8 protein-coding genes are annotated in these 14890 nt (G+C 43.7%); 1 reads left to right on the top strand and 7 read right to left on the bottom strand.

From position 1 onward, the window contains the following. Nucleotides 1-54 precede the first annotated feature (54 nt). The 3 genes from FAZ19_RS04345 to FAZ19_RS04335 all read right to left on the bottom strand — a co-directional run bounded on the left by FAZ19_RS04345 (nt 55) and on the right by FAZ19_RS04335 (nt 7793). Nucleotides 55-915, bottom strand: coding sequence for a PorP/SprF family type IX secretion system membrane protein (locus FAZ19_RS04345; protein WP_136819356.1), 861 nt, complete (start codon nt 913-915; stop codon nt 55-57). A gap of 21 nt (nt 916-936) precedes the next feature. Then, nucleotides 937-7071, bottom strand: coding sequence for a LamG-like jellyroll fold domain-containing protein (locus FAZ19_RS04340; RefSeq protein ID WP_136819355.1), 6135 nt, complete (start codon nt 7069-7071; stop codon nt 937-939). Nucleotides 7072-7556: 485 nt separating this feature from the next. Further along, nucleotides 7557-7793 carry a hypothetical protein gene (locus FAZ19_RS04335; RefSeq protein ID WP_136819354.1) on the bottom strand — a complete coding sequence of 79 codons (237 nt, stop codon included), beginning with the start codon at nt 7791-7793 and terminating at the stop codon, nt 7557-7559. Nucleotides 7794-7926: 133 nt separating this feature from the next. On the opposite strand from FAZ19_RS04335, the gene FAZ19_RS04330 reads away from it, so the two are divergent. Beyond that, a complete protein-coding gene (locus FAZ19_RS04330; RefSeq protein ID WP_136819353.1) occupies nt 7927-8937 on the top strand; it encodes an energy transducer TonB in 1011 nt (336 codons plus the stop codon). A gap of 10 nt (nt 8938-8947) precedes the next feature. Here FAZ19_RS04330 and FAZ19_RS04325 read toward each other — a convergent pair whose 3' ends face one another. From FAZ19_RS04325 to FAZ19_RS04310, 4 genes are all read right to left on the bottom strand, one after another. Beyond that, nucleotides 8948-10315 carry a hypothetical protein gene (locus FAZ19_RS04325; protein WP_136819352.1) on the bottom strand — a complete coding sequence of 456 codons (1368 nt, stop codon included), beginning with the start codon at nt 10313-10315 and terminating at the stop codon, nt 8948-8950. 41 nt (nt 10316-10356) lie between these two features. Then, nucleotides 10357-11517, bottom strand: coding sequence for a glycoside hydrolase family 88/105 protein (locus FAZ19_RS04320; protein WP_136819351.1), 1161 nt, complete (start codon nt 11515-11517; stop codon nt 10357-10359). Nucleotides 11518-11742: 225 nt separating this feature from the next. Beyond that, nucleotides 11743-13221 carry a pectate lyase gene (locus FAZ19_RS04315; RefSeq protein WP_136819350.1) on the bottom strand — a complete coding sequence of 493 codons (1479 nt, stop codon included), beginning with the start codon at nt 13219-13221 and terminating at the stop codon, nt 11743-11745. 119 nt (nt 13222-13340) lie between these two features. After that, entirely contained in the window at nt 13341-14879 is a 1539-nt protein-coding gene (locus tag FAZ19_RS04310; RefSeq protein WP_169305562.1) for a DUF4957 domain-containing protein, read from the bottom strand. Between the last annotated feature and the right edge of the window lie 11 nt (nt 14880-14890).

Here is a 14890-nt window from a genome sequence, read left to right as displayed (position 1 = left end):
TTACGAAATGCAATCGGTTTCATTATCCTGTACTATCCTGAAATCGAAAAAATATTACCATGCATAACGTAGCCCTATATCCAGTCCTTGTCTTCCTATCCCTTGTACACCAGCAGTTGTAGTCGCGTACCCTAGATTGAAATACACATTTTTCACTTTAGTGGAAATTCCTGCACTAAAATTTTTGGACGTGTGATAAAAGAGGTATGTGCTAAACAATTGGTCAAAGCCTACAGACGTTCCGAAATCAAAAATATCCTGATCATTCAACATGCGACGGTATGCGACTACCGGACTCACTGACACATCTTCAAACAGCAAGTTGTACCGTACACTGGAATAGATAAAGGGCGTCGGATTCACCAAGAAATTATGCCGTTCTTTAAGCAAATTATTTACAGCCAGACTCACAACAACGTTGTCCGAATTATAGGCTAGACCCAGGTTAAAATCCATCCGATTAGGATCATTATTGTAGTATGCAATAGCCGGATCATTCGGGTCACCGACAATTTTGTCCGTATTAATCTGCTCACGTAAAAATTTGATACTTGTGCCCATACTCAAAAATTTTGAATCACCATCCAACGGAAGATGAAAGGCGTAGGAGGCATTGAGTTCGGTCAAATTAAATGCGCCAACCCGATTGGTCCGAAAACCGGCACCTACGCCATTTCGACCAAACCCGTACATGACATGTAAATAGTTTTCTTTCATGTCATCTTTAAGTTGACCTACAGGCATCCGGATAATGGCATCTACGGCCTTCGTGCCATTTACACCAATTTGTGCTGAATTAAATAAATAATCATTTTGAAAGTAGCTTGATACGATTGGAGATTGCTGGGCGACACTCGCTCCGAGCATCAACCCTACAAATAACACCGTTAAAAAGCTGTAATTAACAATTTTCATAATTTTTTTTGCGTTTATCGGTTAATTCACTACACTAATACTTCCCGTAAATACTTCTCCGTCTACCACTACCTTATAATAGTAGACCCCTGTTGCCAGTCTGCCCGCAACAGATACACCATTCCAATCATTGGCATAGTTGCGCTTCGTAAAGATGATGTTTCCGCTTGAATCAAAAACACTTACTTCATTCTGCGTGTACAGATCCAAATTCTTGATGACCCAGAAATCATTGACCCCATCGTTATTCGGTGTTAAAAAATTACCGATCTCAAGCTTTAGGTCACTATCCTGCCCGATCACATCTAGCGCTAATGTTGCTTCGGTTGTGCAACCGATTGGAGTCGTCACCTCAACCCGATAGACCGCATCTACCGAAGCTTCGACCACGACGAAAGGCTGCTCGCCCACTAGTTCATCATTTTTGTACCAGCGGTAAGTATATCCATTCGGTAATCCTGGAGAAACGGACAAGGTAACTTCCTTATTTTCCAGTACGCTGAGCGACGGATTAGCCACAATTTGGATTTCCGGAATAGAATTGATATTTAATAGAATGCGTTTCGTGAACGTGTTCACTCCACCATTTTCGGTACCGCCGTTATCATTAATCGTGATATCCAGGGGAACTAAACCTTGTACCTCGTCTATGAGTATAAAACTTATTACTACGTCGTCATTTTCGAGCGTATCTATTATTGGTCGACTTTCAAAAAGGAAATTTTGAAGTGTTTGAACTGTTAGCTGCAGCGCTGACTCTTGGTTTGTTTCTTTACCCGCACTAATATTTGTGAGGGGGATTTGCATAACGTCACTTACATTACAGATATCGATGTTCTCTTCAACTTCAAAAGAAGGCGCTTCATTCACAAATAATACCTGAAGCGTAATCGGCGTAGGATCACTGACGAAGTCACCATTATTGACTAAAACATGAAATGTGACCTCTTCTGCCAGCCCTACGTTGAAGTCGGCCACATCGTCTACATATACCATACCCGTTGCAGGGTCAATCGTCACAGGAGCAACACCATTGCCATTGGGGTCATCAAAACTATCCAATCTCCAATTGCCCAATTCTGCACCGGTAAAAACCCATCCTTCCATCTGCCCAATCTCACTATCTGTTAATACATCTTCCCGCACCTCGAAAGTCTGTTCAGTAATAACTGGTTTATCACGGTTATCGGGCATCGTTTGGAACGTCCAGACGTCGCCTTGTATAACTTCGATATCTCTAATTGCGTCGACTCGCCAATAATAGGCTTTGTTGTCTCCTTGAATTTCGCCAATATTAAACATACGCAGCATGCTGTTTTCAGCAACAAGCTCTAATTCTTCAGGAGACTCGCCAAAATAAACATTGTATTTATCTTCCTCTCCTGCCCATTCTAGTGTCACATCGGCAAAGTCAACACCTACACTTTCATGAAGTGGAAAAACAGCCTGTGCTTTTGAAGTCGGTACATTCTCTGCAAATAAGCGGGTAATATCTTCTTGCGATAACGCATAGTTATAGATCTTCAACTCATCCATCAGATCCCTATACGATTTATTCTCTGTGGAATTACCAATATCCAACGCTCTATTTACGTCACCGATATCTACCGTATTCACATTCTCTACATGTTTCACCCGGCTTCCGTTGATATATACCGAAGTCGTTCGACCTTCCACATCCCGGGTGGCCACTATGTGGTTCCATTGTCCGTTGAATAAATTATTCGAGGCTATACTCGTTGCATTATCCGTTTTAGCTGCGTCATCATCAATAGCGAAATTAATATTACCGTTGTGGCTTAATTGGATACCCCACCATTTCCCAAGTCCGCCGTCATTTTTATTAAAGGCGCCCTTATGAACCATATAAGCATTATTAGCCGCAACCGTGTACGTGTTTTCATCTCCCTTCATCCAATACGATATACTAAAAGATTGGGTCCCTAACGTATTATGCGCCTTTGCCGGAGCCGTTAATCTCTTTTGTGCGGCATCACCTGCTACAGCAAAATTGGCTGCACCGGAAGACTTACCTTCAGCTATATAAGGCGTAGCTTCAAAACCATTTGCTGCTGCGTCATTCTTGTACCTGCTATAATCCTTACCGATCTGTTCCGGATCATCGAAGCTGTAATATGCAAGTAATTCCTTGCCTGTAGTCTTGGCCTTCGTTTCGAATGTCCAGACATCCCCTTCGATAACTTCTCCATCGCGCATCGCATCCACTCGCCAATAGTACGTTTTCAAGCCATCTAAATCATTTTCAAGCTCAAAAGTTAATGCACTCGTTGCTTCAGCTGATAACAATGTTAAATCATCAGGAGATTCACCCAAATATACGTTGTAATTATCCTCACTACCTTCCCAGCTTAGCGTCAAGTCGGTATGGTCTACTTCGGTGCTTTCATGAGTCGGGAAAACATTGCTCGTCTTGACCACAGGAACGAACTGCGTGCCGATACGTTGAATATCTTCCGCACTGAGTACGTAATTGTAAATTTTAAGTTCATCAAGCAGATCCCGATATGACCTGTTCTCGGCTGAGTTGCCAATTATTAGTGCCCTATTCGGATCGCCTATATCAATGGTCGCCACGTCTGTTGCATGACTTACCCGCTCACCATTGACATACAGAGACGTTGTTTTTTGCGTCACGTCGCGCGTAGCTACCACATGGTTCCACTCATTATTAAAGAGATTAGCAGTGGCGGTCGCAATTCCTGCATCCTTTTTCGTCACATCGTCATCAATGGAAAAAGTAAGATTGCCATTGTGATGCAACTGCAAGCCAAACCATTTACCCAATCCCCCATCATTTTTATTAAAAGCACCTTTGTGTAGGATGTAGGCGTTATTTGCCGAGGGGTTATAGGTATTCGCAGCACCCTTCATCCAATACGATATGGTAAAGGATTCCTGTCCCAACACATTATGGTCTTTTGAGGCTGCTGTCAACCGCTTTTGCGCGGCATCACCTGCTGTTGCAAAATCGGCTGCTCCCGCTAACTTACCTTCAGCAGTATAAGGGACTGCTTCGAAACCGCTAGTTTCCGCATGGTTAGCGTACTTACTGTAGTCCTTACCCAACTGCTCCGCATCATCAAAGCTATAATGTGCAATAAGTTCTCGCATTTTGGCATTTGTGGTAAATGACCACACTTCGCTTGTTTCAGCGGAAGTCCCATCCGCGGCCTCTATCTTCCAATAGTAGGTCACTCCAGGCGTAAGGTTTTCAAACGTATAAGTGAGCTCTGTGCCTGCGATCTCTTCTTTAAGTGCTAAATTTTCTACGCTGGTACCCAGATAAACTTTGAAATTCGTCGCATTCTCGCCACCCTCCCAAGTCACTGTCGCCGCATCGTTACGATCAGACACACCTCCAGCGATAGGTGTAGGCGTATGCGGTGGCATTAAGCCTAACAGCGCCGTATATTCTGACTTTATTTGCGCTTCCGTCAAGGCATAGTTAAACAGCTTAACTTCATCCATTTGTCCTCCGTAGGGAGCACTATTTACCGTATTCTGTTTAAGGAATTCCAGTTCACCAATATTTCCAATTACCAGATCTGACTCTTCGCCAATTCCGTATAACGCTTTGGTAATATTTCCTTGTTTAACCTCAGTTGCGTTTTTATAAAACTTCAGCAGCTTGTTCTCTACATCTCGAACTACCGTTACGTACACCCATTCGTCGGTGAAGAAGTCGGCACTGTTGGCGTAGATTTCATCTTTCCCAAGCGCATCGTTATCAATAGCAAAACGAAATTGGGCGTCTTTAATTTCCAGATTAAATCGGTTACCGGTAGCACCCGTTTCCGGATTTTTACTGATGGATCCTTTACAAAACAAATAGGCACTCGCGCCCGCTTCCGGTCTGTCTTCAGCACTTCCTTTCATCCAAAATCCTAAGGTAAAAGACGAATTGCTCAGGAACAGGTGATCAGCATGCGGAATATTTGCGGCATAGGTGGATTTATCGCCGTCTTTCAGGTTGATAGCTCTTCCTGAAATACCTTCGTCAATACGTAAATTCACCCCATCTTCTATGTTATGCGACAAGACACCGTGATTGGCAAAAGTGGAATGATCGAGCAGAACCGTCGCGTTCTCTCCCTCTGTTTCATCAAATGTCCAGTGGCCGACCAATTGCGGTTCAAAGACCTTTTCAGTTGTAAATGACCATGTCTCTCCAGTGGTCTTACCTTTATCGTTGATCGCATCTACCCGCCAAAAATAGGTCTTATCGTTTACTAGGCTCGATAGTGTAAAACTAGGCTGCGCGAGCTGTTCTGTAGAAACCTTCATTAAATTATCTGTAGTCTCACCCAAAAAGACTTCGTAAGAAGTCGTGTTTTGACTTCCCTCCCATTTTACTTCAAGAGCACCATTGGTCAACATCACAAATGAAGCGTCAGAAGCGGGCTGTGGATTTTTGACCGTTTCGGGAGCAGTCGGTATAGCTGGTGTTCGATAACTAAAATTCGTGTAGACGGATTCCTCTTCGTCCACGACAGACTTAAAACGATAATAATAAAGCGTATTGGGGATCAACTCGCTCTCATCTAAGTAAGTCGCTATATTGGGGTCTAGGGTAGTGAGTACCGTCCAATTTTCTTGGTCAACCGAACGTTCAATTATCAGGTTGCTTTCTTGGGCATTTTCCCAAGTCAACGTTACTTTACTATATGCTGGCTCTACCTCAAAAGATTCGCCTACCGCCGCCACTTGACGCACCGGGCGAACAAAACTGTCGTCTGGTGCCTCCTCTGCAAGAAGATTGATATAAACTTCAATATTTAAGTAACCTGCATATGCCGGATCCGAAGAGGGCTTTAACGCATCACTGGCATCATCCTTATCTAGATTTAGACGGGTTTCCCATTCATCGGGTATTCCATCACCATCCGTATCGACTAATAATGGAGCTCCATCAAACGTACCTACACCTCCGTTAGCTAACGGTAAATCAGACTCCCTATACGTATAAAAGCCCTGAGTACCTTTACTTTCTAACTCGGTAACCAAAAAGCCGTCGACCTGATCTCTTTTGGGAAGTGTAGCACCCACGTTATCGATAATATACTGATAAGCATCTTGCGCACTAAGACTTGGATTGATCGAGGGGTAAGTCAAATAGTCTGCTGCTGTTTTAAAATTAGCAGTTTCAATACCGGGATACCAAGTGGAATTCTGTTCGATCAGCTCGCCATCAAGGCTACCATTTTGGTTGTTATCGTAATAGTTTCCTGATTGGTAGAGATTAAAATTACCATTTCCTCTCGAAAAGGGGGTAGCTTTGCCTGTAGGAGTAGAGGGGCCACCCACGAAGTAATTATTCAGAATTGTTACGTTCGACTCACCTGCAGACTCGCCACCTAAAATATAGGCATCGGCCGAAATGCTATGGTCCGAATAAGTCGTGTTTGCATTACCAAAGTTGTATACCACATTGTTTACAAACTCGTTTACGCCTTTAACCTTTGGGTTTCGAGTTTTATTACTGTGATATAAGGATTTAAGGATAGAAATCTTTCCTCCTGTCTGTATTAGACCTCCAGCAGAATGATTGTGCCGATGTAGCCCTTGTCCAATAACACTATTTTGGATCGTAATATTATCTGGCTCTAAGCCTTTGTTATCCCAGTTAATCGAAAAAACTTCATCCAGCCCCCAGGTAAATGACATATGATCAAGCATAATGTTACTCCCATTGGAAATTCCAGAAGCATCTTCGTTCTTTCCTGCTCCTTTGTTGACACCTGCGCGAATCCGAAGATGACGCGATATCGTATGCGAAGAGCCCGAAAATGAGACCCCTCGACCGTAAAGTACAACGCCATCTCCGGGTGCCGTATGCCCCGCAATGGTCGTGTTAGCGGCAATTGCAATACGATCTTTTAATTCAATAATTCCGCTGACTTTGAAGATAACAAATCTTCCGGGCTGGCTCACCGCGTCGCGAAACGAGCCGGGTCCGCTATCATTCAAATTGGTTACAAAATACACACTCGGAGCGGCATGTCCCCTTGCTCCTTCGGCAAATCGACCATATCCTTCCGCACCGGGAAAGGATAACACCTCCTGTGCTTGCGAAGCAGAGCTGAAGACAAAAAATAATAGGATAAAAATCCCCCTAATTAGGTCTAATCTTTTCATTTGGTTAACTGATTTATATACTGGTTACCTATAAAAGAAATGAAAGCAATACTTCCCTCTCTCCTATTACTTCCAAAGATATTAGATGCAACCGATTACATTATCCTGTACTGTCCTGAATATAATAGAAAAGCCCGACCCAACTCCATTTAAAAGCTCGTAAAGGTACTTTTGAGTACTAAAAAATATTTTAAACAATCAAAAAAACGCCCCACTTTTTCAAGCAGAGCGTTCTAAATTTGGCTAGCGCCTCTAATTCCTGCTCCCTACTTCCCCTTTTTCTGCAGCAAGCGGGAAAGAAGGTAGACATCCTGAGGTATCTCCTATATTTCGTCGTGTCTTTGTACATGTACATGTGAATGCCTGCACAGTACATTTCTGTTTTGTCCAAGAGCAAAGCTAGTATGCTAATTGAGCTATGGATTATGTTCCGTGACTTTGCGGTCAAATCGCGCCATGCACTTGTTGCGCCTATAGACTTTACGTCATCGAACGTCTATAAGTCCGGGGTAATTTTTAGCGTCTGAAGAAATGCTACCGAAATATGTCGCTGTTCCGTTTTTCGTTTCTTCAACGATTCGTAGATCAATACTATCGCGTTGCTTTGAACACCCTGCATGTTGCAAAACCAAATGATACGCTTCCTGAGCGGCATGGGTGGTAACAACCCCCTTCTTCAACGGTGTGGAAAGGCGCATCTCTCGAAATCGGAACTTGTGCATATGTGACAAACACGATGTGGTGAAAAACAAAAAAGATGATTAACTTTATAATTATTTGGGATTCTATCTCTCCAACATAATTATTTTTTCTATTTTAATGAAAAAATCAACATTACATAAATTAAACTGATATATGAAGCTCCTGATAACCGATCTATATAAATTTGGTTTGTTCTTATTTTGTCTTTTCGCTTCCCCGCTATCAAAGGCACAGGAAACCATAGTGTCCTACGTCACTAAAAATGGCGGTCGTACCGCACATAAGGATTCAGCAGAATATACCAGCATACTGCGTATAAAGCCAAGCGAGCAGGGACTATATGAACTTAATGACTATTATCAAAACGGCAACTTGAAGCGTCATGGTTGGGTAAAGACACTTGACCCTATGCGACTGCGCCTGGAAGGCTTGGTAGAGACCTATTATAATAGCGGATCGCTGGAGGCCACCGCCTATTATTCCGACAATAAGCGTATCGATACGGTCCATCGCTACTACGAAAGCGGCACTTTAAAAGAAATAAAGGTCTATTTAAAACCGCAAGAAGGACAGAAGCGACCAGCATGGGATGGGACGAATAAGCTCTTGCTCTACTATGCGGACTCCATAGGTAGCATACAAGTGCAGGATGGCAACGGCGACATCGTGCTTCCCCACGACAACGGCATCGATTTCGAAAAAGGAATGTACAGGGAAGGCCTACGGGAAGGCCGCTGGGAGGGGTCGTTTCGAAAAGGAAAATACCGCTTTGAGGAATGGTACGAGAAGGGAATCGTTACCCGAGGCGTTAGCACCGATAGTATCGGTACAACCCTTCCTTACAAGGAAAGAGATGTCCAGCCAGCGTACCCAGGCGGTGTAGAAAATCTTCGGCGGTTTGCGGCACAGCATTATCGCTATCCAAAAGAAGCTATTCGGGCCCGCGTAAAAGGACAAGTCATCCTTCGTTTTGTGGTTGATACAGCGGGTAATCCAATAGATTTTGAAATCGTAAATGATCTAGGACACGGCACCGCGACCGCGGGCATTGAAATGCTCAAAAAGTCAGCAAAATGGTCGCCGGGCTATCAACGTGGTGTTCCGGTCCGTGTGGCCTATACGTTGCCGATTTCATTAAATATGGATCCGCGTCCCCAACAGTAAAAGCACGAATTTAGATTCCGCTCCACGAGCGGCTCACCATCTGTTTCAATACATCCTGCATCCGCTTATAGTAATGCTTCTGCGGTCTATACAGCTCAACCGCACGCCGCTGTGCAGCCTCTGCTTCTGCGTAAAAACCCACTTGATATAGCAATTTTGCGAGGATATGGTGCGATTGCCCGCGGTCGGGGAGTAGCACGACAGATTTATGCATCCAGCGGATGCCGTCGAATAATGTCTCCGGATTATCTTTCCCATAGCTTAGCAGTTGATTCGCCCCATAATTTAACTGATCCACCTGCGTTTTCACGTACCGCGGACGATACTTTTCCAACCAGTTCTGAAAGCCTAGATTTTCGACACTGTCCAACAGGAATCCTCTTCTCGGAATATTCATATTTTGATTGTTGGCATAATCCACCTTGGCTAAGGAGTCTTGGTCTAGGCGATAGAAATAAGTGTTATAATAATTCTTTGCATAGGAGCGATACAGTACGGTATCTCGGCAAAGCTGCAAATACTTCATCGGATAGTAACTTCGGGCTATATTGCCTCGCAGGTGATTTGATTGCCAAGTATTCGCAACGCGGTTTCCCAAGTTTTGGGCCAAAGCAAAGTTCTTTTTATCCAGTGCCTCCCGAAATGTTTGACGCTGTATACGCCCGTTTATCTCTTTGCGGGTCGGGAGAGGCAAGGTCGCATAGAGGCTATCTACCATTTTGCGGTTGGTGTAAGCTAATTGATAGGTCGGGCTATCATACGTGGGTCCGCAACGTAGCAGAAATACCACCGTTTCAAAATTATTCAGCTCCTGCACTGTAAGCCCAGAGACATAGTCATTCAATACCTGCTGATCTGCATACTGATCAAAGATTTGGTATTGTTTCAGCAACTTCCGTAACAACAATTGGTTGCGGAGACCTTTTTTATACTGCTGTAACAGCTTTCCCATCGTCTCACCCTCCGCGAGGGTTTTCGCAGAGTCAATCAGTTTCAGCAAGGTATCCTCCTGTTTAATTTGCTTGTTATAGCGCAATATCGGATAACCATCTTTATCGGTAAAGAAATATATAGGCGTACGAAGGTGATACGCCTTCGATAGGGGGTGGTTAAATTCTTCCGGGGCAACCCGTACGATACCCGAAACAAATGCCTCACGGAGCATCTCTTTCGTTCTTTTAGATAAAGAGAAACCATCATAGGGAGAAAACTGCTCGCTTCGCTGATGCACCAAAAAGAACATCGGCTTATCCTGTTCCTTCGCTTTCGTAATTAAGCTGTCATAGGCAATATGACGTGAATATTCCGATTGGGCTATCGACGGGAAGACAACGAACTGAATAAGGACGAGTGCAATAAAGGTTCTACAATCAACCATGTGTTAATAAGTTTAGTTATACCCTATAAAGATAACTAATCCTACCTATCCAACAATACACTCGTCATAATAAAAGGCCCGATCGCTTTAGGATCATTATCCCGAATAGGCTCGGAAATATAATATACAAAACTTCCGTCTCTATAGTTTTTTTCACCTCCCAACCCGGCAACTGAACAACAATCGGTGATCGATAAGGAGCCGTCTGCTTCTGTCTTGACGAACCGCTTTAAATACTGATCATATGCATGTTCTCCTTTTGTTAGATATGCCTTGTCCAAATAACCTTTTTTGGCACCTTTGATCCACGAATAAATAAACATAATGGAGCCCGTTGATTCTAGATAATTCCCTTCTCGCCCTCCTAAATCGGTGACCTGATACCACATCCCGCTTTTCGGATCTCTGAAATTCTCGATCGAGGCGGACAGTTCCTGTAAGATGTTAATAATGGCGGGTCGATCCTTATGATTTTCCGGTAAAAAATCCAGCACGTCAACAATCGCCATCATATACCAGCCAATACTACGCGACCAAAAGTGAGGAGAAAGACCAGTTTTCGGATCTGCCCAACGTTGCTGTTTACTTTCGTCCCAACCATGGAAGTATAGTCCAGTCTTCGCATCATATAAATATTTCCGAACATCCACAATCTGCAGGGCTACATCATCATATAAAGCTGTTTCATTATTTTCTTTCGCGTATTGAGCCAGAAATGGGCCGGCCATATACAGTCCATCCAGCCATACTTGATGCGGATAGACTTTTTTATGCCAAAAGCTCCCGTCTTTCGTACGGGGATGTGCGCGCATCTGTTCCCGTTGAAGATCCAATGCGATTTTAAATCGTTCCTCTTTTGTCTTAGCTACGATTGGGAAGAGAATTTTGCCAGTATTGACGCGATCTATATTATACTCCAAAGGTTTATACGTCTTGATCGTTCCATCGGCATTCACCATGGTATCTGCATAATCATACACATATTCATAATATTTCGGGTTGTCCGTCTTATCATGAACTTGTAATATAGACTGCATCACCAAACCATGGCAGTAGTTCCATTTCAGTGCTTTTGAAAAATCAATCATCCAGGCTTCTGGGTTACGCTTCATGTCCGAATCGGCCATCTGAACATAATTTTTTTGTCCAAAAGTTTGTATGGCGAAAAAAACGGAAAATATCAATATGATTAACTTCTTCATCTGAACGAGGCTTATATTTATATTCGGTTTATTAATTATGCTTTTACAACTATAAGTATTTGATAGGTGAATACATACAAAATAGTATAAAAAACAGTGCAAACGTTGCCGGCAACGCCCTTGTAGTGTAAATCGAACTGTGTCACGTCACTCCTTTTCGCGGAGTAGTCATTAGATTGTGCAAAAGTAAAGTCGTTTAGTGGTAATAAAAAAGATATTGGATACCTAATACAATCCTTCCACCAAACTATTGAAATACACCTCGATATTATCATATACCTCGCTTAAATCCCTTCCATTAGCATTCGGTACATTTGGATCGAGGTTGTTAGCCGTTTCCCACGCATCGGGCATACCATCTCCATCGGTATCGATTAAAGGTGTCGTTTGTACCAAAACAGGCCAACCACCCACATCCACCTGTGAATCGATGATGCCTGCATAGCCCGTTTTCGAGCCGCAGTAGGTTGCTGTGCCATCCCGCACCTCTTGCACTACACGCGCGTCTACCGCATCACGTTTATAGGAAGCCCCTGCCTTTTCCAACACCGCATCGAAAGCTTGTTCGGCTGTATGCTCTACTGATAAGGCTATGTATGGAAAGGGTTGATCAGCCTGCACAGCTGCCGGCGCAACACCTCCACTTAAGTCTACCCCAGCCCAATTGTTTTGGGTGACGCGGGCATTATTCCACATATAATTTCCTTCAATAAAGAACACCCCATGCCCAGGTGCGTATTCAGCAGAACTTTCTTTAGAAACCTGCATAATCCGACGTGGATTATTACGCGTGCCCGGGCCCGGCTTATAATAATTATTTACCATATTGTACGCCCCGTTTTCGCCTCCATAAGCGGAGTTGGCGCCCCAGTTATAAATAACATTATTGCGGTAGTCTACTTGATCTTCGCCAACCGGACTCATGCCGCCGGTGCCCGGACGGTTGCCGCCATCGAAGCGTGGATTCCGACTGTTGTGGTGAGCCAACAGATTATGGTGAAAAGTGGCTCTGTTGCCTCCCCATATTGCCCCGTAGCCGTGATCGTTTTTCTCGTGAAAAGATTGATTCAGGCTTTCCGACAGCATGCACCACTGCATCGTAAAATCCTGATTGGCATAGAAAGACGAGCATTCGTCAATAGACCAACTTATCGAACAATGATCAATAACGATATTTTTCTGATGACGTCCCCACAGGGCATCCTGCTCATTTTGGGTCAGGTCCCCCATTCTAAAACGTAAAAATCGAAGGATAACGTTATCCGCTGCAATGACCATTTCATGATCCTGTATACAGATACCGTCTCCAGGAGCCGTCTGCCCGGCAATCGTGACATCCCCATTGCTGATACGTAACCTGTTATTCAGCTTAATATTTCCCGAAACTTCAAAAACAATAATCCGTGGACCGGACTGTTCAATAGCTGCACGTAAGCTCCCTGCGCCGGCATCGTTTAAGTTGGTCACTTTAATAACCTTCCCGCCACGACCACCTGTCGTCATCTTGCCATAACCATCCGCTCCCGGAAATGCTACAGGAGGCTCTGTCTGCTCCGGCGGCAGAATTTCTTCCTCTTCTTTTGTTATTACGGGCACCTCCGTTGTAGGCATATCTTTCCCCCACCCTATGGTTGCCCACAGTAGACATATTCCAATCCAAGGAAATACGATGTTTTTTATTCGAAAGTTTATATTATTTTTCATCTATATATCATTATTAGCTTATTCCAACCGGCTTGTTTTTAGTGAGGAGAATAGATCTTGATACCTATTTTAAAAGAGCCGCATCAATCGGTGATGCAGCTCTCTCTGTATACTATCGGTTAACGCCAGCGCGCGGCGCCGACTCCGTTTAGTTTCAAATCTAGGTTATTGACCGTGAAGTCGCCATTCTCTGGATTTGTAAATTCAGGGTTTAGGGATGTATAATTTCCCGTATCGTTTTTAGCGTTTGATTGTGAGCTTGCCGTGAAATTCGGAGCATTATAGTAGTTATTTCCCGAAAGTTCGGTAATAGTTGTTGCACCTTGATTTGTATAATACCCTTCACTCGAAACGATTAGATTTTTCGTGAATGATATACTGTTATTCGCCAACCGGATATACAGGTATCTTTTCCCATTATTATTAATCGTGTTGTAGAAGGTATTTTGGGTAATCATAATTTTACTTTCCACGGAGCCAAAGTTGTCAGATCCCCCCGCGTCCATACGGAACAGATCACGTGCTGCGGCGCTATTATAGACTGTATTATCCACAAAAGTAAATATGTCGGCGATACCTTTTCGGAAATCTATAAAGTCTCCTCCGTCACATTCAATATCATAGATGAGGTTATTTCTAAAAGTAACAGACGCGATTCTAGCTTTTTTATTCACGTAAAATATACCTTTCACGTAATTTCTGACCTCACAGTCTTGCATTAGGAAATCGCCGTACGGGTTATCGAGATCTTCATTATAAACAATTGCCTGATCACTACCAGCACCCGTCGCGTCAAACACCAGGTCTCGGAGTACCAGTCCGGCATTACCAGAGACTTTAAAGATAGCGCCTTGAATAATCGGTCTATCATGTGGCTTATACCCTCGAACCGATATAGTCTTACCGATGTTTAAGTTGCCATTGACCACATACGTGCCCGGCTCAATCGCAAGTATAGCACCATCTGCCGCTGCGTTTACTATTGCCAGAAGGTCTGCGCCGGTTGTGACCTTCGTCACACCCTCACCACCGAGTAGCGTGGTGAACGTAAGCTGTCCTCGTCTCTTTTCGCCATTCATCAGTGTAGCAGTATAAGTTACATCGCTGGATAACCCTGTAATTGTTGTTACACCAGCCGCTAACTCAGCCGATGTTATCTCATGCAGAATTTCCCCCGGCATTAAGACAACTGCGCTGGCCTTCTCTCTCGCTGGCCACGTCAATGTCACCGATTCCACTGTCAATGTTTCTGGATCAATCTCGTTAAAAATATGCTCTATACCGGTCTCAAACGTCGCTGTAGTCCATTTCGAGTTTTCAATACCTTCTCCAACAGCGCTCACACGTACACTGTATATCGTCTCCCCATCAAGTCCAGAAATGGTATAGGGTAGTTGATCCACCGTCACGTCGGCAACGGTTTTAACAGCTGACCCCGTAAAATCTGAATTTTCATAAATCTCTATCGCGTATAACTCCGCATTATTGACTTTTTTCCAATTCAACCGCACACTTAACCGATCGACCACCTGCGCCGTTAAGTCGGTAGGTGACAAGGCACGATCGAGATTTAACGCTGTAATTTCCTGCAAAATATTTTCTTTACAGGATGACATTCCCAGTCCTCCTAGGATTGCTAAAAACCATAATATTTTCATACACTTCATAA

The sequence above is a fragment of the Sphingobacterium alkalisoli genome, assembly GCF_005049105.1.
Classification (GTDB): domain Bacteria; phylum Bacteroidota; class Bacteroidia; order Sphingobacteriales; family Sphingobacteriaceae; genus Sphingobacterium; species Sphingobacterium alkalisoli.
Note: the sequence above shows the minus strand (reverse complement) of the source record. Positions and strands in the feature narration are given on the sequence as shown.

Coding starts and splice junctions, on each gene's coding strand:
- FAZ19_RS04345 (WP_136819356.1), bottom strand. CDS start 915: ATGAAAATTGTTAATTACAGCTTTTTAACGGTGTTATTTGTAGGGTTG.
- FAZ19_RS04340 (WP_136819355.1), bottom strand. CDS start 7,071: ATGAAAAGATTAGACCTAATTAGGGGGATTTTTATCCTATTATTTTTT.
- FAZ19_RS04335 (WP_136819354.1), bottom strand. CDS start 7,793: ATGCACAAGTTCCGATTTCGAGAGATGCGCCTTTCCACACCGTTGAAG.
- FAZ19_RS04330 (WP_136819353.1), top strand. CDS start 7,927: ATGAAGCTCCTGATAACCGATCTATATAAATTTGGTTTGTTCTTATTT.
- FAZ19_RS04325 (WP_136819352.1), bottom strand. CDS start 10,315: ATGGTTGATTGTAGAACCTTTATTGCACTCGTCCTTATTCAGTTCGTT.
- FAZ19_RS04320 (WP_136819351.1), bottom strand. CDS start 11,517: ATGAAGAAGTTAATCATATTGATATTTTCCGTTTTTTTCGCCATACAA.
- FAZ19_RS04315 (WP_136819350.1), bottom strand. CDS start 13,221: ATGAAAAATAATATAAACTTTCGAATAAAAAACATCGTATTTCCTTGG.
- FAZ19_RS04310 (WP_169305562.1), bottom strand. CDS start 14,879: ATGAAAATATTATGGTTTTTAGCAATCCTAGGAGGACTGGGAATGTCA.